The organism is Rathayibacter sp. VKM Ac-2929, from assembly GCF_022815495.1.
In the GTDB taxonomy this organism is placed as follows: Bacteria; Actinomycetota; Actinomycetes; order Actinomycetales; family Microbacteriaceae; genus Rathayibacter; species Rathayibacter festucae.
The window spans coordinates 83,007-109,728 of the sequence record NZ_JALGRV010000006.1 but is presented as its reverse complement, the minus strand read 5'-3'; the positions used below and the strand labels follow the sequence as shown (position 1 = coordinate 109,728).

The window sequence follows — 26,722 nt, the reverse complement described above, 5'->3', positions numbered from 1 at the left end:
GCACGCGGCAGCCGCTCCGGCACGCTGATGCCGCCCGATTCCGCGAGCCGAGGCCGAAACCACGAGTCGAGCATCCGCCCCAGGCACCTCCGGCACGTGGAAAACAGTCCGGCACGCTGAAACCGCCCGATTCCGCGAGCCGAGGCCGAAACCACGAGCCGAGGATTCGCCCCGGCTGCCTCCCGCACGCGGAAATTCCTCCGGCACGCTGAAACCGTTCGATTCCGCGAGCCGAGGCCGACTTCGCGAGCCGAACCTACGGTCCTGGACAGTCCGCCCATCCTCGGCGCGTGAGAACCTCCCCCGCATGCCGGAATCGCCCGATTCCGCCAGCCGGGGAAGACTTCGCGAGCCCGGCCCTGAATCACGAGCCGAAGATCCGTCCCGGCCACCTCCGGCACGCGAGAACAGCTCTGGCACGTCGGAACCGTGCGATCTCGCGAGCCCGGGCCTGAATCGCGAGCCGAAGATCCGTCCCAGCCGCCTCCGGCACGCGAGAACAGCTCTGGCACGTCGGAACCGTGCGATCTCGCGAGCCCGGGCCTGAACCGCGAGCCGGATTTACGCCCGGGCCACCTCCGGCGCGCGGAATCTGCTCCGGCACGTGGAAACCGTCCGATTCCGCGTGCCCGGGCCGGAACTGGGAGCCGAACATCCGCCACCGGCCTCCTCCGGCAAGCGAGAACCGCTTGGGCACGCTGGAACCGCCCGATTCCGCGAGCGCGAGCCGGATCCGTGAGCCGAAGTTTCACCACGGCCACCTCCGGCACGCGAGAACCAGTACGGCACGCCGGAACCGGCTGATTCCACGAGCCCGAGCCGATCGAGCGAGCCGAGCCTCCGGCACCGGTCAGTCGGCGTGTCTCCGGCACGTCGGAACCGCTCCGGCACGGAGGAGCCGCCCGATCCCGTCGGACGGGCCGGGGCCACGAGTCCTTCGTCGTGCAGCGCGGCGGCAGCGGAGGACAGCCGAACGGCGGGGACCCCCGAGGGGATCCCCGCCGTCAGCGGTGGTGCGGTGGTGCGGTGGGCGTCAGCTCAGCGTGGAGCGGACCGCCGCGCGCGCCTGGTCGAGCGCGCTGCGCAGGGCGTCCGTGGTCGCCGCGCTCACGGAGCCGTGCGCGGCGGCCGTGCGCAGCTCGGCGCGCAGCTCGTCGCGGAACTCGGTGAGCAGCACCTCGGCGTCGCGCAGGGCGAGCCGGGAGGCGGTGCGCGCGTCGACCGCGGCGGTGTCGGCGGCGGGGTTCTCGGCGGGCGGGGCGTCCTGCGGGCGCTCGCCGGTGGTCGAGCCCGAGGTCGAGTCCTGCGTCGACTCCGCCGGGGCGGGCGTCTCGGCCGAGTGCTCCGGACCGCCGCGCGACGGGCGCGAGTCGCGGGCGGCGCTCGCCAGATCGGCGCGCAGGCTCTTCATCGCCTCCGCGACGCCGAGCCGCACCTCGTCGGCCAGGCGGCGGACGGAGTCGGTCAGCTCCTCCTCGATGTCGCCGAGGTCGGTCGCGCGGTTCGCCAGCTCGGCGCGGCCGGCGTCGGTGATGGAGTAGACGGTCTTGCGGCCGTCGGCCTCCTTGGTGACCAGGCCCTCCTCCTCGAGCTTCGCCAGGCGCGGGTAGACCGTGCCGGCGCTCGGGGCGTAGGTGCCGCCGAAGCGCTCGCTGAGCGCCTGGATCAGCTCGTAGCCGTGCTTGGGCGACTCCGCGAGGAGGTTGAGCAGGTAGAGGCGCAGGCGGCCGTGCGCGAAGACGGGGCTCACAGCGCGCTCGCGTCGGTGAGGCGCTGCGCGGCGGGAGCGGCGGGGGAGCGGCGGACGACGGTGACGGCGCCGGTCACCGAGTTGGCGGTGACGTCGACCCACTTCGAGTCGAGCGAGCCGGTGGTCGCGGTGTAGCCGCGGCCGAACGTGCCCTTGACCACCTCGCCGTCGAGCTGGAGCGTGCCGGTGGCGGTGTTGATCCGGTAGCGGGCGCCGAGGCCCTCGTCGATCCGGATCGTGAGGTCGCCGCTGACGGTGTTGCACTGGATCTCGTCCGGTGCGTCTTCGGCGTCGACGAAGACGCTGCCCGAGACGCCGTCGACGGAGAAGCGGGTGAGCGCGCCGGCGGTGGTGACGTCGCCCGAGACGGTGTGCGCGGTGACCCGGCCGGTGTGGTTGCGGACGGAGAGCTCGCCGTGGACGGTGTTCGCCTCGATGTCGCCGCGCAGGCCGTCGATGACGATGTCGCCGCCGACGGTGGAGACGCGGGCGTCCGAGTGCAGACCCGAGACGAGGCCGTCGGCCGAGACGGTGTCGAACTTGAGCGCGACGCCGCGGGGGACGAGCAGGCTGATGTCGGCGCGGTCGCCCTTGCGGCCGAGGCCCTTGGCGACGTCGACGACGGTGTCCCAGCGGAGCTGGATGTGGTCGACCTCGAGGCGGTCGCCGTCCATCGAGACCTTGAGCGAGCGGCCGGAGACGCTGTGCACCTCGACGCGGGCGGTGGGCTCGTCGTGCCCGATGACGTCGATCTGACCGCCGACCAGGGCGATCTTGATCGAGCGGACGACGTCGAGGTCGATGACCTTCGTCTCGCCCGCCTGCACGAGCCATTTCTCGAGCGACATGGTGCTCCTCCTCCTGTGCCCTCGTGGGGCGATCCTGCTGCTGGTGATGCCGGGACGACTCGCGATATAGCGCGAGTCGATGGAAGTCACGATATATCGCGTGTTGCGCCGCGGGCAAGGATGTTCGGCGATCACCCAGGGGAGCGCGAGCGTCTGCTAGACCGGGAGCATGGATCCGCTCGCGGCACTGCAGGAGATCGCCGCCCTGCTCGAGCAGGAGCGGGCGTCGAAGTATCGCGCGAAGGCGTTCCGGAAGGCGCTCGCCGTGCTCGAGGGCATGGCCGAGGGCGAGCGGGCCGATCTCGCGCTGGTCCGCGCGGCGCCGGGGATCGGCGACACGACCTTCACCGTCATCCGCCAGGCGCTCGAGGGGCGGGTGCCGGACTACCTCGCCGAGCTGCGCGGCACCGCGTCCCTGCCCGAGAGCGCGCTGCGGAGCCTCCTCCGCGGCGACCTGCACAGCCACAGCGAGTGGTCGGACGGAGCGACGCCGATCGCGGCGATGGCGGACGCGGCCCGGGCGCTCGGGCACGAGTACCTCGCGCTGACCGATCACTCGCCGCGGCTGCGGGTCGCGCACGGGCTGAGCGCCGAGCGGCTCGCCGACCAGCTCGAGCACCTGGCCGGTCTCGACACCGGATCGCTGCGGCTGCTCAGCGGGATCGAGGTCGACGTGCTGGAGGACGGCGCGCTCGACCAGTCGGAGGAGATGCTCGCGCGGCTCGACGTCGTGGTCGCGAGCGCGCACTCGAAGCTGCGGATGCCGAGCCGGGAGATGACGGTGCGCCTGGTCGCGGCGGCCGCGCATCCGCGGACCCGGGTGCTCGGGCACGTCACCGGGCGGCTCGTCACGGGGGAGCGCGGCACCCGCCCGCCGTCGACGTTCGACGCCGGCGCCGTCTTCCGGGCCTGCGCCGAGCACGGGACCGCGGTCGAGATCAACTCCCGCCCCGAGCGGGAGGACCCGCCGGACGAGCTGATCGCCCTGGCCCTCGAGGCCGGCTGCCTCTTCTCGATCGACAGCGACGCGCACGCCCCCGGCCAGCTCGGCCTCCTCGACTACGGCGCCGAGCGCGCCGAGCGCCTCGGCGTCCCGCCCGACCGCATCGTGACCACCTGGACCCTCCCGCGACTCCTGGACTGGCTCGCGCCCTGATCCCCGCCGCGAGATGCCACTTGTGCACGCCTTTCACGGCGTGTCGCGTGCACAAGTGGCATCTCACGGAAAGCGAAGTCGCGGGTGGTACCCCCTTGACAGGAGGGGCTAGCGCGGGGGGAGTTCCGGCGCAAGTAGTGATTTCCCAGCGTCGGGAGCGGCATGCTCGTGGGGGCCGTCTCCGAGGCGCGCCCTCCTCCGCTCCGACCAGACCAGGTGATCCCGTGGCCACGCAGACCGTTCTCGACGCCGTGCGCGCAGCGCCCACCCTCCTCGAGGCGATCCGGGCGGCCGACGCCCTGACGATCGCCGCCGTGAGCGACGGGGGCGGACGCGCGGTCCGCCTGCTCACCCGCGCGGCCCTCGACCCCGCCGACCAGCTCACCGCCATCGCCGCGGTGCACTCGCTCGCGCAGGTCTTCGACGAGGAGGCCGACCTCGCGCTGCTGCGGCTGCTCGCCGACGAGCGCGCCTTCATCCGCGAGCACGCCGCCTGGGCGTTCGGCGGACGCCTGCCCCGGCCGGCCGCGGTCGGCCCGCTGCTGCGCATGGTCCGCGACGGCGGCTTCGCCGGCATGCTCGCGCAGCGCACCCTGCTGCTCTGGGCGTCCTCCACCCCCGACCTCGTCGCGCTCGCTCTCGAGGGTGCGCTGATCGGCGAGCGCGACCGCGACGTCCGCGCGCGCTACGTCGAGACGATCGGCCTGGTCCCCGGCGCGATCGCCGAGCGGACCCTCCTGCACACCGCCGCCGACGAGGGCGAGGTGTTCGAGGCGCGCGCCGCGGCCGCCGACGCGCTCGGCGAGCGGCCCTCGGACGACGCCGCGCTGATGCTCGCCCGCCTCGGCGAGATGCCGGAGCCGCTCGGTCCCGTCGCGCGCGTCGCCCTCGCCGACCGCGCGATCGCTCCCGTCGCCGACGCCGGCCCCACCGTCGCGCAGCTCTTCGTGCACGCCGACATCGACGGGACGCTCACCCGCGTCGGCGCGGGCGACAACGGCGGCATCGCCACCCTCCTCGTCCGCCTCGGCGACGCGCTGACGGAGGAGGACTGCATCGAGCGCGTCCTCACCCTCTCCCGCGGCACCTGGGCCGAGGCGGAGCGCGCGCTGGCCGAGCTGCCCGCCGCGGGCCACGGCTTCGCTCCGGTGCCGTTCGTGGGCGCCGCCGTGCCGATGCCGCTCGCCTGGCCGCGGCGCATCGCCGCCGAGCGCGGGATCCGCCGCTACCTCCGCGCGGCCGGCCGCGTCGACGTCGTGCACCTGCGGATGGCCGACGTCGGCTCGCTCGCCGCGGCCGCCGTCGCGCGCGAGCTGGAGATCCCCGTCGTCTTCACCGTCGCACCCGACCCGCACGCCCTGATCGCCGGGCTCGACGAGGCGGGCACCCTCTCGCGCGCCGACTTCGGCGACCGCGACGCTGTCGAGCACTTCTGGTTCCGCGTGCGCCTGGTGCAGCGGCTCGCCGCCGACGCCGCGCACACCGTCCTCTTCCCGCGCGCCGAGCTCGCCGAGACGATGCGCGACATGCTCGGCATCGACATCACCGCTCACCCCGAGCGGCACACGATCGTCCCCGAGGGGATCGACGTCCGGCTGGTCGAGCGCGGCGAGGAGGCGGCGCGCGATGCCGCCGCCGGCGAGCCGGTCGCCCTCGACGCCGGCGACGACCTCTCCTCCCTCGACGCGCTCCTCGCCGAGCTGCCGGCCGAGCGCCGCGGGCTGCCGCTGCTGCTCAGCGTCGGGCGGCTGCACCGGGTGAAGGGGATGGCGACGCTGGCCGAGGCCTGGGCCGGCTCGCCGCTGCGCGACCGCACGAACCTCCTCCTGGTCGGCGGCGACCTCGACGCGCCGACCCCCGACGAGACGGAGCAGCTCGACCGGATCCGCGCCGTCACCGCCCGGCCCGGCTCAGCGGACGGTCTGCTGCTCGCCGGGCACCGCCCCAACGGCACCGTCGCGCGCTGGCTGGGCGCCGTGCGTCACGGCCGCCCCGGGCTCGCCGCGGCCGGCGGCGCCTACGTCTGCGCGAGCGTCAAGGAGGAGTTCGGCATCGCGCTGCTCGAGGCGCTCGCCGCGGGGCTGCCGGTGGTCGCTCCGGCCACGGGCGGCCCGGCGACCTACGTGGAGGAGGGCGTGACCGGCTTCCTCGTCGACACCTCCGATCAGGAGGCGGTCGCCGCCGCCGCCTGCTTCGCGCTCGACCTCGCCGCCGGTCCGCTCGCCGAGTACTCCGCCGAGCGCGGCCGCGCGATGGTGCGCGAGCGCTACACGATCGAGGCGATGGCGCACGCGCTCTCCGCCGTCTACGCGCGGGCGACCGCGGAGCAGGAGCGCCCGCTCGGCTCGGACCTCGTGCTGGGCGCCTCGTGACTCTGCTGATCGTCAGCCCCGACTACGCCTCGCACCTGCTGCCGCTGGCGACCCTCGGCACTGCCTGGCGCGCGGCCGGCGAGCGCGTCGTGGTCGCGACCGGCGATGCGACGCGCTCGATCGTCGACGGCTTCGGCTTCGAGCACGTCCCGCTCCGGCTCGGCCGCGGCTCCAACCCGGGCACCATCCGGGCGGAGGAGCAGGCGCCCGACGAGGGCGACTCGCTCCGCGGCTTCTTCGACGCGACCCGCCGCGGGATGGTGCCGACGCTGGAGTACCAGGCCGGCGAGCGGCTGACCGACCTGCTCTGGGACCCGGCGGGAGTCGCCGCGCGGCTGCGCGAGATCCTCGACGAGGTCCGGCCCGACGCGATCGTCGTCGACCACCTCGCCTTCACCGCGCGGGTCGCGCTGCGGGCACTCGGCGTGCCCTACGGCGACGTGGTGCTCGGGCACCCGAGCGCACTGACGGTGCCGGGCGAGGTCTACGGCTTCCCGCCGGTCTGGCCCGACGCCTTCGAGCCGCCGGCCGAGGATCTGGCTCGGCTGCGGGCGCTCTGCGAGCGGGTCCGAGACTCCTTCACGGCGGAGTGGAACGCCGCGCTGACCGCGCTCGACCCGGCCGCGCCGCTCAGCCTCGACGCCTTCGCCGAGAGCGGCGACGTGCTGCTGCTGAACTACCCCGGCGAGCTGCACGACGCGGCGCGCACCGCGCAGCTCCCACCGCACGCCTTCCTCGGCTCGGCCGTCCGCGGCGAGCCGCGCGACTCGGAGGTGGAGGAGTGGCTGGCCGCCTCGGACGACCCGGTCGTCTACGTGAGCTTCGGCAGCTTCCTCTCGGTGCGCGACGACGTGCTCGCGCGGGTGGTGGCGGCGCTGGCCGGCGTCTCCGTCGACGGGCGGCCGGTGCGCGTCGCGCTGGCCTCGGGCGCGACCGAGGCGTCGGCCCTGGGCGACGTGCCCTCGGGCTGGCTGGTGCGCGGCTTCCTGCCGCAGGTGACGCTGCTCGGCCGGGCCGCGCTGGCGGTCACGCACGGCGGCAACAACAGCGTGACGGAGTCGATGACGGCCGGGGTGCCGCTGATCGTGCTGCCGTTCTCGACGGACCAGTTCGCGGGGGCCGCGGCGCTGGAGGACGCGGGGGTCGCGGAGGTGCTCGATCCGAACGGTGCGACCGTCGATGAGCTGGCGGACGCCGCGCGGCGGATGCTCGCGCTGGACGGCGCGGCGCGGGAGCGGCTGGACGAGCTGTCCGCGGCGCTCACCGGGACGACCGGCCCCGAGCGGGCCTACTCGGCTTTGGCGCACGCCGCGTCGTGAGCACCGAAGAGCCCACCGGCGGTGAGCCCGTCGCCGACGGACCCACCGCCGAAGAGCCTCTCGCCGACGGCCCCACCGCTGACGGACGCTGGCTGGTCGTCAACGGCCGCCGCTGGCGCCGGACCGACCCGAGCCTCCCCGAGGACGTCGTCGCGGCGCTGAAGTCGCACCTCGGCCGCGGCCGCTCCGGCGTGCGCACGGCGAAGAAGGCCGGAGACGAGGACGCGGTCGGCGCCGCCCGCACGCGGACCGGCCTGGCCAAGCACGGCCTCGGCGAGCGCGGCCCGAAGTGGTGGGACGAGCCCGAGCCCGCCCGCCTCGACCGCGCCCTGGCGGCCCTCCGCGACCTCGACGCCCTGTAGCCCCTCCTCACTTCCCGCGAGATGCCACTTGTGAGCGCCCGCGTCGGCGTGTCGCGTACCCAAGTGGCATCTCGCGAAGGAGGCAGAGGGCGCGCGTCAGAGCAGGGACTGCGCGAGGGAGAGGGCGCCGCGGACGCCGGCCTCGTCGCCGAGGGCCGGGGGGACCAGGCGGAGGTGGGCGGCGCCGGTGCCGTTCGCACCGGGGGCGCCCATCAGGCGCTCCACTTCCGCCTCGGTGGCGGCGAGCAGGCCGGGCGTCTTGGCGACGCCGCCCCCGACGATCGCGAGGCGGACGCCCGCGACGTACGCGAGCGTCGTCACGAGCTGGGCGAGGTAGTAGGAGCTGAAGCGGAGGTTCGCGGCCGCGTCCTCCGGACCGAGGCTCGAGCCGTCCACGCCCCAGCGCGCCGAGATCGCCGGGCCGGCGACGAGCCCCTCGAGGCAGTCGCCGTGGAACGGGCAGGTGCCCTCGAAGCGGTCCTCCGGGTGCCGGCGCGGCAGCACGTGCGCCACCTCGGGCCAGCCGCTGCCGGCGAGCAGGCGGCCGCCGGCGATGATGCCGCCACCGACTCCCGTGCCGACGGTGAGGTAGACGAAGTCCGGCTCGCCCTGCCCCGCGCCCCAGCGCGCCTCGCCGAGGGCGGCGCCGTTGACGTCGGTCACGAGCGCGGTGCGGGCGCCGGGCGCCGCGGCCTCGAGCGGGGACAGCACGTCGGTGCCCTCCCAGCCGAGCTTGGGTGTGGAGGTGAGCCGGCCGTAGCCGGGGGAGACGGGGTCGATGTCGAGCGGGCCGAACGAGGCGACGCCGATCGCCGCGACGGAGCCCTCGACTCCGTGGTCGCGGGTGAACGCGGCCAGGTCGCCGAGGGTCTCCGCGGGGCCGCGGGTCGGCAGGGTCGTCTTCGCGAGGATCCGCTCGGGGTCCTCCTGCGCGGCGACCGCGGCGACGACCTTGGTGCCGCCGGTCTCGATGCCGAGGAGGAGGGCGCGGGTTCCGGTGGTCACCGGGTCAGCAGGCTGCGACGCGTCCGACCGCGGCCGAGAGCGTGAGCTCGCTGCCGAGGACGACCGCGTAGTCGAGGTGCAGGCGCTTCAGCGAGTCGACCGTGGCGGCCGGAACGCACTCGGGCCGGCTCAGCGAGATCGGCGAGCCGGCCGCGGCGGCGATCGCGGCTCCGGAGAGCGCGTCGGCGAAGCCCTCGCCCGAGGCGAGGTAGGTGGTGTCGGTGAGCTCGGCGGGCGCGTACGCCTCGTTGATCAGGCGGCTGGTCGCGTAGCGGCTCTCGCCGCCGATCCGCGTGGTCCGGTCGACGAGTCCGGCCGAGGTGAGCTCGGTCTGGATGCCCGCGGAGATCGACGGCTCCTGGCCGAGCACGACCGCGGTCGTCGGGTCCAGGCGCGAGACCGCCGCGCGGGTGGCGGCGTCGAGGGCGGCATTCGCGCCGTCGACGAGGAGCACGGGCTCGCCCAGGCGGCCGGCGACCGGCCCGACGGAGAGGGCGTCGGGGAAGTTGCCCCCGGTGGCGAGGAAGACGTCCTCGGCCGAGCCAGCCGGGAAGGCGTCGGCGACGATCCTCCGCGAGGTGTCGTAGCGGTCGGTGCCGCCGATCCGCACGACGGTGCCGGCGACGGCGTCGATCTGCGAGTAGACGGCGGCCGAGACGGTCAGCTCGCTGCCGACGACGACGACCTTCTTCGGGGCGAGCCGCGTGATCTCGGCGCTCGTGACCGGGAAGAGCTGGTCCGGGTCGGTCAGGAGCAGCGCGCCGCCCTGGACCGCGGCGGCGGGGGCGGCGCTGAGCGCGTCGGCCCAGCCTGCTCCGCTCGCGATGTAGAGCACGGGCACGCCCGGATCGACGGACTGGGTGCTGGCGACGGAGGTGCCGTAGCGGTCGCTGCCCGAGAGGCGAGCGGAGGAGAAGGACCAGGCGGTGGGAGCGAGGTCGACCGCGTCGACGGTGCCGCCCGCGACGGTGACCTGCGTCGAGTCGCCGACCCAGTCGGTGTCCAGCCAGAACCGGTCGGCGACGGCCGGGACGCCGCCGTCCGCCGGCTTCTCGACCACGCGGACGACGTAGGAGCCGTCGTCGAGGCCGGAGAGCGTGTAGCCGCCCTTCGCGCCGGCGCCGAGCTCGATCGCCGTCGAGGCGGCGAGCTCGGCGTCCTGCGGATCGTCGTCGAGGTCCCAGGCCTGCGCCACGTAGCGGTGCGTGCCCGCGACCGCGGGCGTCGTGATCGTGCCGCTGATCGCACCGTCGGCCGCGAGTGCCGGAGAGGCCGGCCCCGCGACGAGGCCCGTCACGGCGAGGGCGCCGATCGCGAGGGAGGAGAGGGCGAGCGCGGACGGACGGCGGTGTCGAGGAGTCACGGTGAGGCTTTCCGGTGAGCGCGGCGGGCCGCGGCGGACACGATGGTTCGAATCTAGCGGTGACGCGCGGGGCGGGGTCAGCAGGCGGTGAGGCGAGCGACGTCCGCGGAGAGCGTGCCGGTGCCGCCGAGGAGCGTGATCTGGTCGAGGTCCTGATCCTGCAGGCTCCTGCGCGTCGCGGTGTACACGCAGTCGGGCTGGCTCAGGTAGAGCGGTGCGCCGATCGACGCGGCGGCCGGGCCGACCGCGAGAGCGTCGGCGAAGCCGATGGCGGAGGCGAGGAACGCCGTGTCGACAAGCGGGGACGGTGCGTAGGCGGCGTTCAGCTTGCGGCTGGTGTCGTGCCGGTCGATCCCCGCGAGGCGGTTCACGCCGCCCGTGAGCCCGGAGCCGCGGAGGTCGGCCTCGACACCGGTCGAGATCCGGTCCGTGCCGCCGAGCAGCAGTCCGTCGGCCGCGTCGAGACGAGCGAGGGCCTCCCGGGTCGGCGCGTCGAGTGCGGGCTTCGCGCCGTCGACGAGCAGCACCGGCTGGTCGAGGCGGCCGGCGATCGGCGCGACCGAGAGCGCGTCGGGGAAGGCGCCTCCCGTCGGCAGGAACACGGTGTCGTAGGAGCCCGCGGGGAAGGCGTCGGCGACGATCTTCCGCGAGGTCTCGTACCGGTCCGAGCCCGAGATCCGCTCGGTGGGCGAGCCGAGCGCGGCGATCTGCTCGTAGACCGCGTCGCTCACGGAGAGCGAGCTGCCGACGACGACGATCCGCTGCGGAGAGAGCCGCTGGATCTCGGCCGAGACGACCGGGAACAGCTGGTCCGGGTCGGTGAGGAGCAGGGCGCCGTCCTGCACGGAGGCCGCCGGCCCGGCGCTGAGCGCGTCCGGCCAGTTCGCGCCGCTCGCGATGTAGAGGACGGGGATGTCGTCGCCGAAGTACTTCCTGGTCACCGCGACGGCGGTCCCGTAGCGGTCGGTGCCCTCGATCCGGGTGCCGGTGTTCGACGCGTAGGCGGTCGGCGTGAAGTCGACGCCGGTGCGGCCCGCGGCGGGGACGGTGGTGATCGCGCGCTCGTCGAGGCGCGGGAGCTCCCGGTAGTACTCGTCGTCGTAGACCGGGTAGCCGGGCTCCGCGAGGCGGAAGATCCACTCGCCGGCGGGCAGCGCGTTCGGCGCGGTGGTCCAGGCGTCGGGTCGGCCCGGGTTGCCGGAGGTGGCGACCTCGGTGAACGGGTAGTACGCGTTGTCCTCGCGCTCGTACCAGTACGGCTGCACGACGAAGGACGTCGCGGAGACGCCGGCGACGGCGGCCGCGGTGACGGAGCCGGAGACCGTGGTCGCCCGGGGGAGGCTGATCGCGACGTCGGTCCGCGACTCGCCGATGCCGTCCGCCTCGACGGCGATCGGGGTGTCGCCGAACCAGGTCGGGTACCAGCTGTCGTCGCCGTCGACCGAGGCGAGGAGGTAGTAGGCCTCGCCGCCGGGGAGGGTGAGCGAGAAGGCGGCCTCGGTGGCGATCGTGCGGATCTCGGTGCCCGCGCCGTTCTCGACGCGGAGGCGGTAGGCGGCTCCGGCCGGGGCGGGGTGCGCCTCGTCGATGTCCTTCAGCGCGATGGTGCCGGAGAGGACGATCTCGGCGGCCGGGTCGGCGGCGACGTCCTCGCGCTGGGTCTTCGCGTTCGACAGCGCGCGCTCGACGCCCGCGTCCGCGGTCTGCGTGACGGTGCCGAGCGGGGAGTCCTCCTGCGCCTGCGCCGGACCGGCGGCGAGGCCGGTGAGCAGCACGGCGGAGACTCCGAGTGCGGTGAGCGGGGCGAGGGGCCGAGTGCGGCGAGGAGTCACGGCAGATCTTTCGAGAGGATCCGCGGCGGACCGCGGGCGGACACGGTGCCTGAATGCTAGCTGCCAGGGTGCCTCGAGAACTCTCGCGGCGCCGCCCCGCAGACCCCCATCCGGGGGCCCGTCGCGGATCGGCGGGGGGTTGGCGGCGGCGGCCGCGGCGGCGCGGTGGGCCGCCTCTTTGCTGATCGAGTAGCTCGCGCAGCGGGCGTATCGAGATCCACCGTCGGAAGCCGGGTCTGCAGACCCGCCCTGCTGAGGACGGTGGGTCTCGATACGCCCCTGCGGGGCTACTCGACCAGCTGTCTGGGGGGTCTCTTCTGAGGAGATCCACGCGCGCTCACGCCGGGGAGCGGACGCCCGTCAGCTGCTCCGAGACGTCCCAGAGGCGGCGGGCGTCGTCGGCGCTGCGCAGCGGCGCCCAAGGCTCGCGGCGGGCGGCGGGTCCGCCGATCAGGCGGGTCGGGCCGTAGAAGCCGCCGCCGTCGGGCGCGGTCGCCGCGAGCAGGGCGGGCTGCGCCGCGCTCTCGACGGTCCCGGCGATGCCCAGCCGCGCGAGCAGCACGATCAGGCCGCGGCCCCGCACCTGCTGCGCGCGACCGAGGCCGGGCTGCGCCGCCAGGAGGTTCGTCGGCGAGATCCCGGGGTGCGCGAGAGTGCTCGTCGGCCCCCGGCCGGCCGCGGCACTCCGCCTGTCGAGCTCGAGGGCGAAGAGGCCGACCGCGATCTTCGACTGCACGTAGGCCCGCATCGCGTCGTCGTCGCGGGCGCCGTCGAGGTCGTCCCAGGCGATCGATCCGCTGCGCGCCGCGATGCTGGTCTGGTGCGCGACGCGGGCGTGCGCGAGCAGCGGCAGAAGGCCGAGCGTCAGCGCGAAGTGCCCGAGGTGGTTCGTGCCGAACTGCAGCTCGAAGCCGTCCTCGGTGAGCTGCCGCTGGGGCGGCTGCATCACTCCGGCGTTGTTCACGAGCAGGTCGATCGGCCGGCCCTCGGCCAGCAGTCCCTCGGCGAGCGCGGAGACCGAGCGGAGGGAGGAGAGGTCGAGCGGGTGCGTGCTCACCGCGGCGCCGGGGATCGCCCGGCGGATCCCCTCCGCGGCGGCCTCGCCCTTGGCGGCCGAGCGCACGGGCAGGACCAGCTCGGCGCCGGCCGCGGCGAGCCGGGTGGCGATCACGCGGCCGATGCCGTCGCTCGCGCCGGTGACGACGGCGAGCCGTCCGGACAGATCGGGGATCGGGATGCTGCGGGTCATGGGGGCTCCTCGGTGCCGGTGGGCGGTCGCTGGTGGGTGTGATCCCATGCTCGGCCGATCCGGCGAGCGGAGGCAGGGCCCGCCGATCCACCGATGCGCGGTCCACGGCTGCGACGCACGGCTGCGGTCCCGCGCCCGCCGCCCGCCGCCACCGGCCCGCCGCCACCGGCCCGCCGCCCGCCGCTCAGACCGGCGCGCCCACCACCGCGAGCAGCTCCAGCTTCCCCGCGCTCTCGCTCCCCGGTACCGCCGTGTAGACGAGGAGCCGGTGCGACTGCTCCGGATCCAGCAGCGTCTGGCACTCCAGCTCGAGCAGCCCGACCGACGGATGCAGGAAGCGCTTGGTCGCCGGCGGTCGCAGCCCGACCTGGTGCTCGGCCCACAGTGACCGGAACTCCTCGCTCCGCTCCGCGACGACGTCGACGAGCTCGGCCGCCCTCGAGCCGGGCCCGCGCAGGGTCGCGACCTCGCGCAGCCCCGCGACGAACACGCGCGAGAGCTGCGCCCGGTCCTCCTCCGGATACGCCTCGCGCGCCGCGGGGTCGGTGAACCAGCGGTAGCCGAGGCTGCGCTCGAGCCCGGTGCGGAGCGACGCGTCGCCCAGCAGTGCCGCGCCGAGCCGGGTCTGCCGGAGTGTCTCGCCGAGCTCGGTGATGATCTCGGCAGGGGTGTCCTGCAGCCGGTCCAGGATGCGCAGCAGACCCGGCCCGATGTGCTCGCCGGCACTGCCCCGCGCCGGCGGGCGGTGGCCGGCCAGCCGGAAGACGTGGTCGCGCTCGCCGAGGGAGAGGTGCAGTCCCTGCGCGATCGCGGCGATCATCTGCTCCGACGGCTGCGGCCCGGTGCCGCGCTCGAGCCGGGCGTAGTAGTCGGTCGACATGTGGCAGAGTGCGGCGGCCTCCTCCCGCCGCAGGCCCGCGGTGCGGCGGCGCGGGCCGCGGGTGAGGCCCACGTCCTCGGGCTGCAGCGCCTCGCGGCGGAGTCGGAGGAACGCCGCCAGGCCGTCGCGATCGATCACGGAAGCGCCTCTCGTCGGGACCCCTGTTCTACCGCGGTGCCGCCCCCGCTGCCACGGATCGTCGATCCACCCCTCCGGAGCGTCCCGACCCCCGTCGCCGCGATCCTGCGCGCGAGGCCGCGATAGTGAGCGATTCCGTGCGTCTCCTGGCGGAAATCGCAGGATCCGCGCGTGCGAGACTAGCTGCGAGCGTGCTCCACCCGCCCCGCGGGGACGGAGCCACTGGACCCGGTCCGCTCATCCGCATCCTTTCGCAGGAGGACTCGAATGACCGATACCGCCGTGCTCGCCACCGCCCCGACCCGCACCCCCGTCGCCAAGGCGATCCTGATGTGCCGCCCCGAGCACTTCACCGTCGTCTACCGGATCAACCCGTGGATGGACCCGCAGGTCCCCACCGACACCGCCCTCGCCGTGCGCCAGTGGCAGACGCTGTACGACACCTACGTCGAGCTCGGCTTCGATGTGCAGCTGATCGAGCCCGAGGCCGGCCTGCCCGACATGGTCTACGCCGCGAACGGCGGGTTCGTGATCGACGGCATCGCCTACGGCGCCTCCTTCACCTACCCCGAGCGCCAGCCCGAGGGCCCCGCCTACATGGACTGGTTCCGCGGCGCCGGCTTCGACGTGCGCGTGCCCGAGGAGGTCAACGAGGGCGAGGGCGACTTCCTCCTCGTCGGCGAGCGGATCCTCGCCGGCACCGGCTTCCGCTCCGCCTCCGACTCGCACGCCGAGGTCGCCCGGATCTTCGGCCGCGAGGTCGTCACCCTCGAGCTGGTGAACCCGTCGTTCTACCACCTCGACACCGCGATCGCCGTGCTCGACGACACGAACATCGCCTACCTGCCGAGCGCGTTCAGCGAGGAGGGCAACCGCGTCCTGCGCGAGCTCTACCCCGACGCGATCCTCGTCTCGGAGGAGGACGCGTCCGTGCTCGGGCTCAACTCCTTCTCCGACGGCCTCAACGTCGTCATCGCCTCGCGCGCGGCCGGCTTCGAGCGCCAGCTGCGCGAGCGCGGCTACAACCCGATCGGCGTCGACCTGTCCGAGCTGCTGCTCGGCGGCGGCGGCGTGAAGTGCTGCACCCTCGAGCTGCGGCGCTGAGCCGCTCCCCTTCTCCCTCACCCACTCCGCAGAAGTCGTCGTACTCGGCACTCGAGTACGACAACTTCTGAGGAGTCGATCGTCCTCAGGAGGCACGACATGAGCATCACCGAGACCGACCGTTCCGCCGAGCTGATCGCCGCGGAGGAGGCGCACGCCGCGCACAACTACCACCCGCTGCCCGTCGTCGCCGCGACCGGCGAGGGCGCGTGGATCACCGACGTGGAGGGGCGCCGCTACCTCGACTGCCTCGCCGCGTACTCCGCCGTCAACTTCGGCCACTCGCACCCGGTGCTGCTGGACGCCGCGCGCGCGCAGCTCTCCCGGGTCACCCTCACGAGCCGCGCCTTCCACAACGACAAGCTCGGCCCGTTCGTGACGGCGCTCGCCGCGCTCGCCGGCAAGGACATGGTCCTCCCGATGAACACGGGCGCGGAGGCCGTCGAGTCCGGCATCAAGGTCGCCCGCGCCTGGGGCTACCGGGTGAAGGGCGTCGCGCCCGGCCGCGCGAACATCATCGTCGCGGCCGGCAACTTCCACGGCCGCACCACGACGATCATCTCGTTCAGCGACGACGCGGAGGCGCGCGACGGCTTCGCCCCGTTCACGCCCGGCTTCCGGACGGTGCCGTTCGGCGACGCGGCGGCCCTCGAGGCCGCGATCGACGAGGACACCGTCGCCGTGCTGATCGAGCCGATCCAGGGCGAGGCGGGCATCGTCGTCCCGCCGGCCGACTACCTCCCCGCCGTCCGCGAGATCACCGCGCGGCACAACGTCCTCTTCATCGCCGACGAGATCCAGTCCGGCCTCGGCCGCACCGGCGCGACCTTCGCCTGCGACCTCGTCGACGTCGTCCCGGACGTCTACCTGCTGGGCAAGGCGCTCGGCGGCGGCATCGTGCCGGTGTCGGCCGTCGTCGCGAACGCCGACGTGCTCGGCGTGCTCCAGCCCGGCCAGCACGGCTCGACCTTCGGCGGCAACCCGCTCGCCGCCGCCGTCGGCCTCGCGGTCGTCGAGCTGCTCGCCACCGGGGAGTACCAGGCGCTGGCCCGCGAGCGCGGCGCCCAGCTGCACGCCCGCCTCACCGCGCTGATCGGGCGCGGCGTGGTCGCCGTCCGCGGCGCCGGACTCTGGGCCGGCATCGACATCGACCCCGCCCTCGCCTCCGGCCGCGCCGTCTGCGAGGCCCTGATGGCTCGCGGCGTCCTCGCCAAGGACACCCACGGCTCGACGATCCGCCTCGCCCCGCCCCTCGTCGTCACCGCCGCCGAGATCGACTCCGCCGTCGACGAGCTGGAGGCCGTGCTCGATTCCCTGCGCTGACGCGCCCCCCCGTCTCCCCCTCCGCGAGATGCCACTTGTGCACGCCTTCCACGGCGTGTCGCGCGCACAAGTGGCATCTCGCGGAGGCGGCCAGCCCCTTCGACCGGCGACGGCGAGGGGGTTTCGTCGTGCGCGGGTGCGGGGCGGAATCGGCGCCGTGCGGGCAACTCGCGGCGGATGCTGTCATGCTGGACGCGGCCGCCGCGGTCTCTGCAGCGATCCGCACACTCCGGATCCACCTCCTCACCGCGACCCGCGCCCCCACCCGCACCGCTCCCGGTGCCGCACGATGCGGCGCGGAGCACGACCCGGGTGACCGCGGACGAGGCCGTGCAGAGCACCGGAACCACCCGGCGGCTGCGACCACACAGACCACCTGCGCCGAGGCGCTCCGCACGAAGCGGGGGCCGCGCGCACCAGCACGACGCCACGTCCCCCACCGGAAAGCACCCATGCGAAACGCCAGAACCGCCAAGCCCGCGCGCCACCACCTCGAGCTCCCCGCCCCCAAGCCGCTGGAGAAGGGCGGCATGCGCATCACCCCGCTCGGCGGCCTGGGCGAGATCGGTCGCAACATGACCGTCTTCGAGCACAAGGGGAAGCTGCTCATCGTCGACTGCGGCGTGCTCTTCCCCGAGGAGAACCAGCCCGGCATCGACGTGATCCTGCCCGACTTCGCCGCGATCCGCTCGCGCCTGAAGGACATCGAGGCGATCGTGCTCACCCACGGCCACGAGGACCACATCGGCGGCGTGCCGTACCTCCTCAAGGAGCGCGGCGACATCCCGATCATCGCGTCGACCTTCACCCTCGCGCTGATCACCGCGAAGCTCACCGAGCACCGCATCACCCCGCGCACCCGCCCGGTGAAGGAGGGCGACCGGATCGACGCCGGCGTCTTCGACCTCGAGTTCCTCGCGGTCAACCACTCCATCCCCGACGGCCTCGCGGTCGCCATCCGCACCGAGGCCGGCCTCGTGCTGCACACGGGCGACTTCAAGATGGACCAGTTCCCGCTCGACGGGCGCACCACCGACCTCCCCGGCTTCGCGCGCCTCGGCGACGAGGGCGTCGACCTCTTCCTGGTCGACTCCACCAACGCCGACGTCCCCGGCTTCGCGATCTCCGAGGGCGACCTCGCCCCCGCGATCGACCAGGTCTTCCGCACCGCCCCGCGCCGCATCGTCGTCTCGAGCTTCGCCAGCCACGTGCACCGCATCCAGCAGGTTCTCGACGCCGCGCAGAAGCACGGCCGCAAGGTCGCCTTCGTCGGCCGCTCGATGGTCCGCAACATGGGCATCGCCGCCGAGCTCGGCTACCTCAAGATCCCGGCCGGCCTCGTCGTCGACATGAAGGTGCTCGAGAAGCTGCCCGCGACCCAGATCGTGATGATCTGCACCGGCTCGCAGGGCGAGCCGATGGCGGCGCTCTCGCGCATGGCCAACAAGGACCACATCATCGACATCGGCCCCGGCGACACCGTGCTGCTCGCCAGCTCGCTGATCCCCGGCAACGAGAACGCGATCTACCGGATCATCAACGCCTTCACCCGCTGGGGCGCGACGGTCGTGCACAAGGGCAACGCCAAGGTGCACGTCTCGGGCCACGCCAGCGCCGGCGAGCTCGCCTACTGCTACAACATCCTCCGCCCGACCGCGGTCCTGCCCGTGCACGGCGAGTGGCGCCACCTCACGGCGAACGCCGCGATCGCGACGCGCACCGGCATCGACGAGAAGAACGTCTTCGTCGTCGAGGACGGCGTCTCGATCGACCTCGTCAAGGGGCGCTCGCGGATGAGCGGCCGCATCCCGGCCGACCTCGTCTTCGTCGACGGCACCACGATCGGCGTCGCGACCGAGGACGCGATGATCGACCGCCGCGTCCTCGCCGAGGAGGGCACCATCACGGTGCTCGCCATCGTCGACCTGGACCGCGGCACGCTGGGTGAGCCGGTCGAGTTCTTCACCCGCGGCTTTGTCGAGGAGCCGAGCTGGAAGGAGAACGCCAGCAAGGCGATCGACGACGCGGTGCTCCAGGCCGCCGGCCAGCCGACCGACCGCGACGCGATCGAGAAGCTGATCACCCGCACCCTCGGCCGCTGGCTGACCCGCCGTCACCGCCGCAACCCGGTCATCACGACGATCGTCGTCGAGGAGTAAGCCTCCGCCCCCGTGCACAACTCAGGCTGGATGGCCGCGATCGCCTCGTTCTCGGGCCGATCCGGCCATCCAGCCTTATTCGTGCACACGTCGCGGCGGTGACCCGCTTCCGTCGGGCCGCCCGCCCGCGAACTGCCCGTTAGGGAACCGTATGGATCCGGGCGTTCTCGGCTCCGGAGCCGCCTCCGCCGAGTAGACACGTCCAGTGACCTCCTCTCTCGTCCGCGGCGACGCCGACGCCCTCGAACCCTCGCCCCTCTCCTCAGCGACCTCTTCAGGGCGCCGCGGCGGAGTGAAGGCGTGGCTGCTCGAGGGGCTGCGGAGCGACTCCGGCGCGCACCCCGGGCCGCACTCCACCACCGAGAAGACGCACTCCTGGTGGCGCGTGATGTGCCTGACCGGCGTCGACTACTTCTCCACGCTCGGCTACCAGCCCGCGATCGCCGCGCTCGCGGCCGGCCTGGTCTCGCCGCTGGCGACCATCGTCCTGGTGCTGCTCACCCTGTTCGGCGCGCTGCCGGTCTACCGCCGCGTCGCCCGCGAGAGCTTCCGCGGCGAGGGCTCGATCGCGATGCTGGAGCGGCTGCTGCCCTGGTGGGGCGGCAAGCTCTTCGTGCTGGTGCTGCTCGGCTTCGCGGCGACGGACTTCATGATCACGATCACCCTGTCGGCGGCCGACGCCACCGCGCACGCGGTCGAGAACCCGTTCGCGCCGGCCTGGTTCCACGGCGCGGAGGTGCCGCTGACGCTGGGGCTGGTCGCGCTGCTCGGGATCGTCTTCCTCCGCGGCTTCAAGGAGGCGATCTCGATCGCGGTCGTGCTGGTCGCGGTGTTCCTCGCGCTGAACGCGGTCGTCATCGTCGTCGCGATCGCGCACGTCGCCGAGAACCCGGTGGTGATCGGGAACTGGTGGTCGGCGCTGACGACGCAGCACGGGAATCCGCTGATCATGGTCGGCATCGCGCTGATCGTGTTCCCGAAGCTGGCGCTCGGGCTGTCCGGCTTCGAGACCGGCGTGGCCGTGATGCCGCAGATCCGCGGCGACGCGAGCGACACCGACGCGGCCCCGGTCGGCCGGATCCGCGGGGCGAAGCGGCTGCTGATCACCGCCGCGGTGACGATGTCGGCGTTCCTGATCACCTCGAGCTTCGTGACGACGCTGCTGATCCCGCAGGCCGAGTTCCAGCCGGGCGGGCAGGCCAACGGCCGCGCCCTCGCCTACCTCGCGCACGAGTACCTCGGTGACGCCTTCGGCACCGCCTACGACGTCAGCACGATCTGCATCCTCTGGTTCGCCGGCGCCTCGGCGATGGCCGGGCTGCTCAACATCGTGCCGCGCTACCTGCCGCGCTACGGGATGGCGCCGCAGTGGGCCGCGGCGGTGCGCCCGCTGGTGCTGGTCTTCACGGCCGTCGCGTTCCTGATCACGATCCTCTTCCGGGCCGACGTCGACGCCCAGGGCGGCGCCTACGCGACCGGCGTGCTGGTGCTGATCACCTCCGCCTCCGTCGCCGTGTTCCTCTCGGCCAAGCGCAAGAAGCAGCGCAAGCGCGCTGTCGGCTTCGCGGTGATCGCGCTCGTCTTCGTCTACACGACGGTCGTGAACGTGGTCGAGCGGCCGGACGGCGTGCGGATCGCGAGCCTGTTCATCCTCGGGATCCTCGTGGTGTCGCTGATCTCGCGGGTGCAGCGCTCGTTCCAGCTGCGGGCGACCTCGGTGACCTTCGACGCGCAGGCTCTCGACTTCCTCAGCACCGACGCCGACGACTACGGCGTGATCCGCGTCCTCGCGAACGAGCCCGACGACGGCTCCGAGCGCGAGTACCGCGACAAGCTGGCCGAGGAGCAGCGCGACAGCAACCTGCCGATGCGCGGCCCGGTCCTCTTCCTCGAGGTGCACACCACCGACTCGTCCGACTTCGAGGAGGACCTCGTGGTGCAGGGGCGCGTCTGCCACGGCTTCCGCGTGCTCACGGTGACCAGCGGCAACATCCCGAACACCATCGCGACGGTGCTGCTCGAGATCCGCGCCCTGACCGGCGTCGTCCCGGACGTCTACTTCGAGTGGACCGAGGGCGGCCCGCTCTCCAACATGTTCCGCTTCCTGATCACCGGCACCGGCGAGGTCGCCCCCGTCACCCGCGAGGTCCTCCGCCGCGCCGAGCCCCGCCGCGAGCGCCGCCCGGGCGTCCACGTCGGCTGACCCGCGCCCGTCCCTCCCCGCCGCGAGATGCCAGTTGTGCACGCGACACGCCGTGAGAAGTGTGCACAAGTGGCATCCCGCGGGAGGGGCGGGTCAGTCGCGGACCGTGGAGAGGGGCTCGGTGATGCTCTCGATGCTGCGGCGCTCGGCGTCGACGCCGAAGATCAGGGCGACGACGCCGCCGACGATCATCACCGCTGCGCCGACGAAGTAGCCGACGGTGAGCGGGCCGCGGTCGCTGCCGTCGCCGATCAGCACGCCGTAGAGGGTGGGCGCGACGGCGCCGGCGATCTGGCCGAGGGTGAAGAAGTACGAGATCGCCTGGCTGCGCAGCTCCAGCGGGAAGATCTCGCTGACCGTGAGGTAGGCGCTCGAGGCGCCGGCGGAGGCGAAGAAGAACGAGACGCACCAGAGGATCGTCTGGGTCGTCGCGGTCAGCACGTCCATGCTGAACAGCAGCGCCGAGAGCGCGAGCACCGCCCCGGAGACGCCGTAGGTGAGGAAGATCATCTTCCGCCGGCCCCAGACGTCGAAGAGGTGGCCGAGCACCAGCGGACCGACGAGGTTGCCGATCGCGAACGGGAAGAAGAAGTACGAGACGGCGTTCTGCTCCACGCCGTAGAAGTTCTCCAGCACGAGCGCGTAGGTGAAGAAGATCGCGTTGTAGAGGAACGACTGGGTGATCATCATGGTCGCGCCGACCAGGGTCCGCTTCGGGTACTGCTTGATCAGCACCCGCGCGATGGTGCGGAACGGGATGCTCTCGGTCGCCTTCACGGTGATCGCCTGCGAGTCGTCGACCGGCTCGAGCTTTCCGCCCTCCGATTCGACGCGGCGCTCGATCTCGTCGACGGTGCGCTCCGCCTCCTCCTCGCGGCCGTGGGTCATCAGCCAGCGCGGGCTCTCGGGGATGTGCCGGCGGAGGTAGATGATCGCGAGTCCGAGGATCGGCCCGAGGAAGAAGCCGAGGCGCCAGCCGACGTTCTCGGCGAAGACCTCGTCGTTGAGGAAGAAGAGGTTCGCCGCGGAGCCGAGCGCCGCGCCGCCCCAGTAGGTGCCGTTGATCGCGATGTCGACGCGGCCGCGGTACTTCGAGGGGATCAGCTCGTCGATGGCGGAGTTGATCGCCGCGTACTCACCGCCGATGCCCATCCCCGCGAAGAAGCGGAAGACGGCGAGGAAGAGGTAGTTGGGCGCGAGGCCCGCGAGGCCGCTCGCGACCAGGTAGATCACCAGCGTCAGGATGAAGAGCTTGCGCCGGCCGAGCCGGTCGCTCAGCCGCCCGAAGATCAGCGCGCCGACGATCTGGCCGACCAGGTAGACCGTGCCGAGCACGCCGACCTGCGCGGCCGAGAGGTCGAACTCCTTCGCGAAGCCGGCGCTCGCGACGATCTGGATCTCGAGGCCGTCCAGCACCCAGGAGAAGCCGAGGCCGACGACGATCGACCAGTGGAACCGCGTCCACGGCAGCCGGTCGATGCGGGCGGGGACGAGGCTCCGGACGGGGCCGCGCTCTTCGGTGTCGGTGGACATGGCTCGCGCCTTCCTGTCGCCCCGGCTGCGCTGCTGATGCGCGCGGTCCCGGACGCGGCGAGACGACGATAGACCCGAGCATCGCCGGGCTATGCACCCCTTGCCACGGCGCGCCTGCCGGGTGTATCCCCGGGGTGCATGCCTGCCTCCCCTCCGCGAGATGCCACTTGTGCACGCCTTTCACGGCGTGTCGCGTGCACAAGTGGCATCTCGCGGAGGGGGACGGGCGGGGCGCCGAGGGGGTGGGTAGCGTGGGGGGATGATCGATGCGACACCCGCCGGAACGCCCGCCTACGTCCTGAGCGAGGGGCCCGTCTGGGACGGGGAGACCGGCCGGCTGACCTGGGTGGACATCGAGGCGGGCGCGGTGCTGTCGGCGCCGCTCACCGCGGACGGGCTCGGGGCGATCACCCGCACGGACGTCGGCGAGCAGGTCGGCTGCGCGCTGCCCCTCGGCGACGGCCGGGTGCTCGTCGCACTCACCCGCCGCCTGGCGATCCTGGAGGTCGACGGCTCGCTGACCCGCGGCTCCGAGCTGCTGCCCGAGGGGCACCGCTTCAACGACGGCTCCATCGACCCGCAGGGCCGGCTGGTCGTCGGCTCGCTGACGCTGGGCGAGTCGGTCGGCGACGACGTGCTGCTGCGACTCGAGCACGACGGAGCGGTCACCGTCCTCGACCACGACCTGCGGCTCTCGAACGGTCTCGGCTGGTCGCCCGACGGCTCGGTGATGTACTCGGTCGACACCGAGTCCGGCGTCGTCTACCGGCGGCCGTACCTCGACGGGGTGAACGGCCCGCGCGAGACCTTCCTCGAGCCGGAGGAGGGCGTCTTCCTCGACGGCATGACCGTCGACTCCGAGGGCCGGCTGTGGTGCTCGGTCTGGGGCGGGAGCGGCGTGCGCGTCTACGACTCCGAGGGTCGCCGTCTGGAGGGCGAGGGCATCGCGATCGACGCGCCGCACTCCTCCAGCATCGCCTTCGCGGGGGAGGCGCTCGACGTCGCCGTCGTGTCGTCGGCCTCGCGAGACCTGTCGGCGGACGAGCGGGCGCGGTACCCGCTCGCGGGCGGGCTGTGGCTCGCGCGGCCGGGCGCGACCGGGCTGCCGGCGCCGCGCTGGGTCGAGGCCCCGCTGCCCTGACGGGGCCTGGGGTCGCTTCGGGGCGGGGCGGGGCGGCGACGGATCGGGGCCGGACCTTCGGACCCGTGGTCAGTCGGCGTCGACCGGCGCGGTCGGCTCCGACGCGGGCTGCGGCGTCAGGGTGACCCGCGAGATCCGGTAGCGGTCGGTCTCGGCGACCCGGAGCACGTGGTCGCCGACGACGAGGGTGTCGCCCACGACGGCGACTCGGCCGATGCGGTCGAGCACGTAGCCGCCGACCGTCTCGTAGGGCCCCTCGGGCAGTTCGATGCCGAGCAGCTCCTCCAGGTCCTCGAGGATCATGCCGCCGTCGAGGTCCTGCAGCTGCTCGGCGGCCTTCGCGTCGACGTCCTGGCGCGCGCCGTCGTACTCGTCGTAGATCTCGCCGACGAGCTCCTCCAGCAGGTCCTCGAGGGTGATGATGCCGTCGGTCCCGCCGTACTCGTCGATGACGACCGCGATCTGGTGGCCGTCCTGCCGCATGGTGCGCAGGGCCGCGAGCACCTTCGTCGTGCCGGGGACCGCCAGGATCGGGCGGGTGATGTCGGCGACGCTGCTCGCGGTGCCGTCGCGGCCCGCCTCCGGGAACGCGGCCATCAGGTCGCGCACGTGCACGAAGCCCAGGACGTCGTCGCGGTTCTCGCCGACCACCGGGTAGCGCGAGTGCGGCCGGCCGAGCACCTCCGCGTAGCCCTCGGCGACGGGCAGATCGCCGCGGAGGAAGTCGACGTCCGGCCGCGGGCGCATCACCTCGGCGACCCGCCGGTCGTCGGCGCGGAAGACGTCGGCGAGCAGCTGTCGGCTGTCCTCGGCGATCTCGGTGTTGCTCGAGATCATGTCGCGCACCTCGTCCGCCGAGACGCTCTCGCCCTTCTCGCGCGGGTCGGCGCCGAGGAGGCGGACCACCGCATCGGTGGAGACCGACAGCAGCCAGATGATCGGGCGCATCAGGCGGGCGAGGGTGTTGAGCGGCGGGGCGAGCACCTTGGTGAAGGCGACCGACTTCTGCATGGCGAGGCGCTTGGGCACCAGCTCGCCGAGCACGAGCGAGAGGTAGGCGATGACGAGGGTCATCAGGATCAGCGCGACGGTCGAGGCTGCGCCGTTCGACAGCCCGAGCGACTCGAGCGGCGGCACGAGGTCCGGCGCGATCGTCGAGGCGCCGTACGCGGAGGAGAAGAAGCCGGCGAGCGTCACGCCGATCTGCACGGCCGAGAGGAAGGTGTTCGGGTTCCGCACCAGCTCGGCGATGCGCCGGCCGCGCTCGCTGCCCGCCTCGATCGCGCGCACCTGGCTCTCGCGGAGGCTGACGATCGCCATCTCGGTGCCCGCGAACACCCCGCCGATGAGCACGAACAGCACGACGAGGCCGATGTTGAGGAGGGTGTCCAGATCCACGGTGCTCAGAGTACGGACGTCCGCTCGGAGAACGCCTCGCGCCCTCTCAGGCGGCGGGCCGCGTCCGCACCCGCCGTCACTCCTCAGAAGTTGCGGTAGTCGCGCCCGACTACCGCAACTTCTGGAGGGTGGGTGGCGGAAGGCGGCGCGGTCAGGCGTCGGCCGGGCGGACGCCGATCGTCAGGATGAGGTTCGCGTAGATGCGGCGGTCGCCGCTGGCGATGGTGAGGGCGACGTCGTCGGTGCGGGCCTCGGCGTAGAAGGCGTGGCGCTCGACCGAGGCGAAGGGGACGCCGTCGAGGGTGGCGCGGAAGGCGTCCTGCGCGGGCACGTCGAGGCCGGGCGCGGGAGTCATCACGGTCGCCTCCTCGACGACGATCGCGGTCAGCAGCGCCTCGAGGATCTCGTCGACGGTGAGCGTGTCCGGGCGCAGGTTGAGGTGCACGAGCGCGGAGTTCTTCCCGAGCGTGGTGCCGACCGGGTAGTTGCCGTCGGCGATCAGGATCCGGGAGCCGTGGCCGGCGCGGGCGAGCGCGTGCAGGATCTCGGGGTGCAGGAGGGTCGTGGTCAGCATGGTGCTCCTCGGTGAGGGGGTGGATGTCAGTGGTGGACGTGGGCGACGGAGGCACCGGCGATCAGCCGGCCCGGAAGGGTGCGCGTCTCGAACGGCTCGGGGCTGCCGTCGAGCCGGCGCTCGATCAGCGCGGCGGCCTCGGCGGCGATGGCGTCGGTCGGCTGCTCGACGATGGTCAGCCGCGGTCGCACGACCCTCGCGAGCTCGACGGTGTCGAAGCCGACGATCGAGAGGTCGGCGGGCAGGCGCAGGCCGGAGTCGCCGAGCGCGGTCAGCGCGCCGACGGTCAGCTCGCGGTTGCTCGCGAAGACGGCGGTCGGCCGGTCGCGGCGGGCGAGGATCCGCTCCATCGAGGCGATGCCGCTCTCGACGCTCAGCGGGCCGAGCTCGACCTCGGCCGGCCCGAGGCCGCGGGAGGCGAGCTCGTCGAGGACGCCCGCGGTGCGCTCCCGGGTGGTCGACACGTCCGGATCGCCGCCGAGCACCGCGATCGCGCGGTGGCCGTGGTCGGCGAGGTGCCGGGCGGCGGAGGCGCCGGCCGCGCGGTTGTCGAGAACCACGCGATCGGTCTCGAGCTCGTCGTCGACCCAGTCCACCGTCACCACGGGAGTGCCCTGCTCGGAGGCGCTGCGAAGCGCGTCGACGTCTCCCCGGGTCGGGACGGCGACGATCCCGTCCACCATCTTCTCGAGCAGCAGCCCGACGGCGGCGCCCGGCTCGGGCAGGCTGACGCCGATCAGCACGCCGATGCCGTCGCCGCGCAGGGCCCGCTCGAGTCCGGCGATGATCGACAGGTGGAACTCGTTGTCGAGCGCCGGCAGCAGCACGCCCACCGTGCGGGAGCGCCGCGAGCGCAGGCCGCGCGCGAAGCCGTTGACGCGGAAGTCGAGCCGCTCGGCCGCCGCCTCGATCGCGGCGGCGTTCTCGGGGCGCACCGGCAGGCCGTTGTAGTGCTTCGAGATCGTCGAGAGCGACAGCCCGGTCAGCCGCTGCAGGTCCTTGTACGTCGCCAT

Annotated in this window: 20 protein-coding genes; 9 read left to right on the top strand and 11 right to left on the bottom strand. The window is 73.4% G+C overall.

The window, feature by feature from the left end:
• Positions 1 to 1,033: 1,033 nt before the first annotated feature.
• Entirely contained in the window at positions 1,034 to 1,750 is a 717-nt protein-coding gene (locus tag MT355_RS18755; protein WP_243600685.1) for a PadR family transcriptional regulator, read from the bottom strand.
• Entirely contained in the window at positions 1,747 to 2,598 is an 852-nt protein-coding gene (locus MT355_RS18750) for a DUF4097 family beta strand repeat-containing protein (RefSeq protein ID WP_243600684.1), read from the bottom strand. Before MT355_RS18750 ends, MT355_RS18755 begins: the two co-directional genes overlap by 4 nt.
• Positions 2,599 to 2,767: 169 nt before the next feature.
• Between MT355_RS18750 and MT355_RS18745 the strand changes: the two genes are divergently transcribed.
• From MT355_RS18745 to MT355_RS18730, 4 genes are all read left to right on the top strand, one after another.
• Positions 2,768 to 3,754, top strand: a complete 987-nt coding sequence (locus MT355_RS18745) for a PHP domain-containing protein (RefSeq protein WP_243600683.1) — start codon at positions 2,768 to 2,770, stop codon at positions 3,752 to 3,754.
• Positions 3,755 to 3,978: 224 nt separating this feature from the next.
• Positions 3,979 to 6,126, top strand: coding sequence for a glycosyltransferase (locus MT355_RS21705; protein WP_243600682.1), 2,148 nt, complete (start codon positions 3,979 to 3,981; stop codon positions 6,124 to 6,126).
• Positions 6,123 to 7,445 (top strand): glycosyltransferase, encoded by a 1,323-nt coding sequence (locus MT355_RS18735; RefSeq protein ID WP_243600681.1) that lies wholly within the window; start codon positions 6,123 to 6,125, stop codon positions 7,443 to 7,445. Before MT355_RS21705 ends, MT355_RS18735 begins: the two co-directional genes overlap by 4 nt.
• 92 nt (positions 7,446 to 7,537) lie before the next feature.
• Positions 7,538 to 7,807 (top strand): biopolymer transporter Tol, encoded by a 270-nt coding sequence (locus tag MT355_RS18730; RefSeq protein WP_243600769.1) that lies wholly within the window; start codon positions 7,538 to 7,540, stop codon positions 7,805 to 7,807.
• A 96-nt stretch (positions 7,808 to 7,903) separates the two neighbouring features.
• Here MT355_RS18730 and MT355_RS18725 read toward each other — a convergent pair whose 3' ends face one another.
• The 5 genes from MT355_RS18725 to MT355_RS18705 all read right to left on the bottom strand — a co-directional run bounded on the left by MT355_RS18725 (position 7,904) and on the right by MT355_RS18705 (position 14,274).
• Positions 7,904 to 8,812 carry an ROK family protein gene (locus tag MT355_RS18725; RefSeq protein WP_243600680.1) on the bottom strand — a complete coding sequence of 303 codons (909 nt, stop codon included), beginning with the start codon at positions 8,810 to 8,812 and terminating at the stop codon, positions 7,904 to 7,906.
• 4 nt (positions 8,813 to 8,816) lie between these two features.
• Positions 8,817 to 10,175: a cell wall-binding repeat-containing protein gene (locus MT355_RS18720; RefSeq protein WP_243600679.1), complete on the bottom strand. Its 1,359-nt coding sequence runs from the start codon at positions 10,173 to 10,175 to the stop codon at positions 8,817 to 8,819.
• A 77-nt stretch (positions 10,176 to 10,252) separates the two neighbouring features.
• The gene (locus MT355_RS21700) at positions 10,253 to 12,007 is read right to left on the bottom strand and encodes a cell wall-binding repeat-containing protein (protein WP_243600678.1); all 1,755 of its coding nucleotides are present in this window, start codon (positions 12,005 to 12,007) and stop codon (positions 10,253 to 10,255) included.
• 337 nt (positions 12,008 to 12,344) lie between these two features.
• The gene (locus tag MT355_RS18710; protein WP_243600677.1) at positions 12,345 to 13,256 is read right to left on the bottom strand and encodes an SDR family oxidoreductase; all 912 of its coding nucleotides are present in this window, start codon (positions 13,254 to 13,256) and stop codon (positions 12,345 to 12,347) included.
• Between the two features lie 184 nt (positions 13,257 to 13,440).
• Positions 13,441 to 14,274, bottom strand: coding sequence for a helix-turn-helix transcriptional regulator (locus MT355_RS18705; RefSeq protein WP_243600676.1), 834 nt, complete (start codon positions 14,272 to 14,274; stop codon positions 13,441 to 13,443).
• A 267-nt stretch (positions 14,275 to 14,541) separates the two neighbouring features.
• Here MT355_RS18705 and ddaH point away from each other — a divergent pair, with 267 nt between their 5' ends.
• The 4 genes from ddaH to MT355_RS18685 all read left to right on the top strand — a co-directional run bounded on the left by ddaH (position 14,542) and on the right by MT355_RS18685 (position 21,063).
• Positions 14,542 to 15,378, top strand: coding sequence for a dimethylargininase (ddaH, locus tag MT355_RS18700; RefSeq protein ID WP_243600675.1), 837 nt, complete (start codon positions 14,542 to 14,544; stop codon positions 15,376 to 15,378).
• Between the two features lie 99 nt (positions 15,379 to 15,477).
• The gene (gene rocD / locus MT355_RS18695) at positions 15,478 to 16,701 is read left to right on the top strand and encodes an ornithine--oxo-acid transaminase (protein WP_123732521.1); all 1,224 of its coding nucleotides are present in this window, start codon (positions 15,478 to 15,480) and stop codon (positions 16,699 to 16,701) included.
• 530 nt (positions 16,702 to 17,231) lie between these two features.
• Entirely contained in the window at positions 17,232 to 18,860 is a 1,629-nt protein-coding gene (locus MT355_RS18690) for a ribonuclease J (RefSeq protein WP_207901707.1), read from the top strand.
• 388 nt (positions 18,861 to 19,248) lie between these two features.
• Positions 19,249 to 21,063: an amino acid transporter gene (locus MT355_RS18685; protein ID WP_243600768.1), complete on the top strand. Its 1,815-nt coding sequence runs from the start codon at positions 19,249 to 19,251 to the stop codon at positions 21,061 to 21,063.
• 93 nt (positions 21,064 to 21,156) lie between these two features.
• On the opposite strand, the gene MT355_RS18680 is transcribed toward MT355_RS18685, so the two are convergent.
• On the bottom strand, positions 21,157 to 22,596 hold the full coding sequence (locus MT355_RS18680; RefSeq protein ID WP_243600674.1) for an MFS transporter: 1,440 nt from the start codon (positions 22,594 to 22,596) through the stop codon (positions 21,157 to 21,159).
• A 259-nt stretch (positions 22,597 to 22,855) separates the two neighbouring features.
• Here MT355_RS18680 and MT355_RS18675 point away from each other — a divergent pair, with 259 nt between their 5' ends.
• Positions 22,856 to 23,737, top strand: coding sequence for an SMP-30/gluconolactonase/LRE family protein (locus MT355_RS18675; RefSeq protein WP_123448105.1), 882 nt, complete (start codon positions 22,856 to 22,858; stop codon positions 23,735 to 23,737).
• 69 nt (positions 23,738 to 23,806) lie between these two features.
• Here the strand turns inward: MT355_RS18675 and MT355_RS18670 are convergent, their stop codons facing one another.
• From MT355_RS18670 to MT355_RS18660, 3 genes are all read right to left on the bottom strand, one after another.
• Positions 23,807 to 25,135: a hemolysin family protein gene (locus MT355_RS18670; protein ID WP_243600673.1), complete on the bottom strand. Its 1,329-nt coding sequence runs from the start codon at positions 25,133 to 25,135 to the stop codon at positions 23,807 to 23,809.
• 151 nt (positions 25,136 to 25,286) lie between these two features.
• Complete coding sequence (locus MT355_RS18665; RefSeq protein WP_243600672.1) at positions 25,287 to 25,709, bottom strand: RbsD/FucU family protein; 423 nt, start codon at positions 25,707 to 25,709, stop codon at positions 25,287 to 25,289.
• Positions 25,710 to 25,735: 26 nt separating this feature from the next.
• Entirely contained in the window at positions 25,736 to 26,722 is a 987-nt protein-coding gene (locus tag MT355_RS18660; RefSeq protein WP_123448108.1) for a LacI family DNA-binding transcriptional regulator, read from the bottom strand.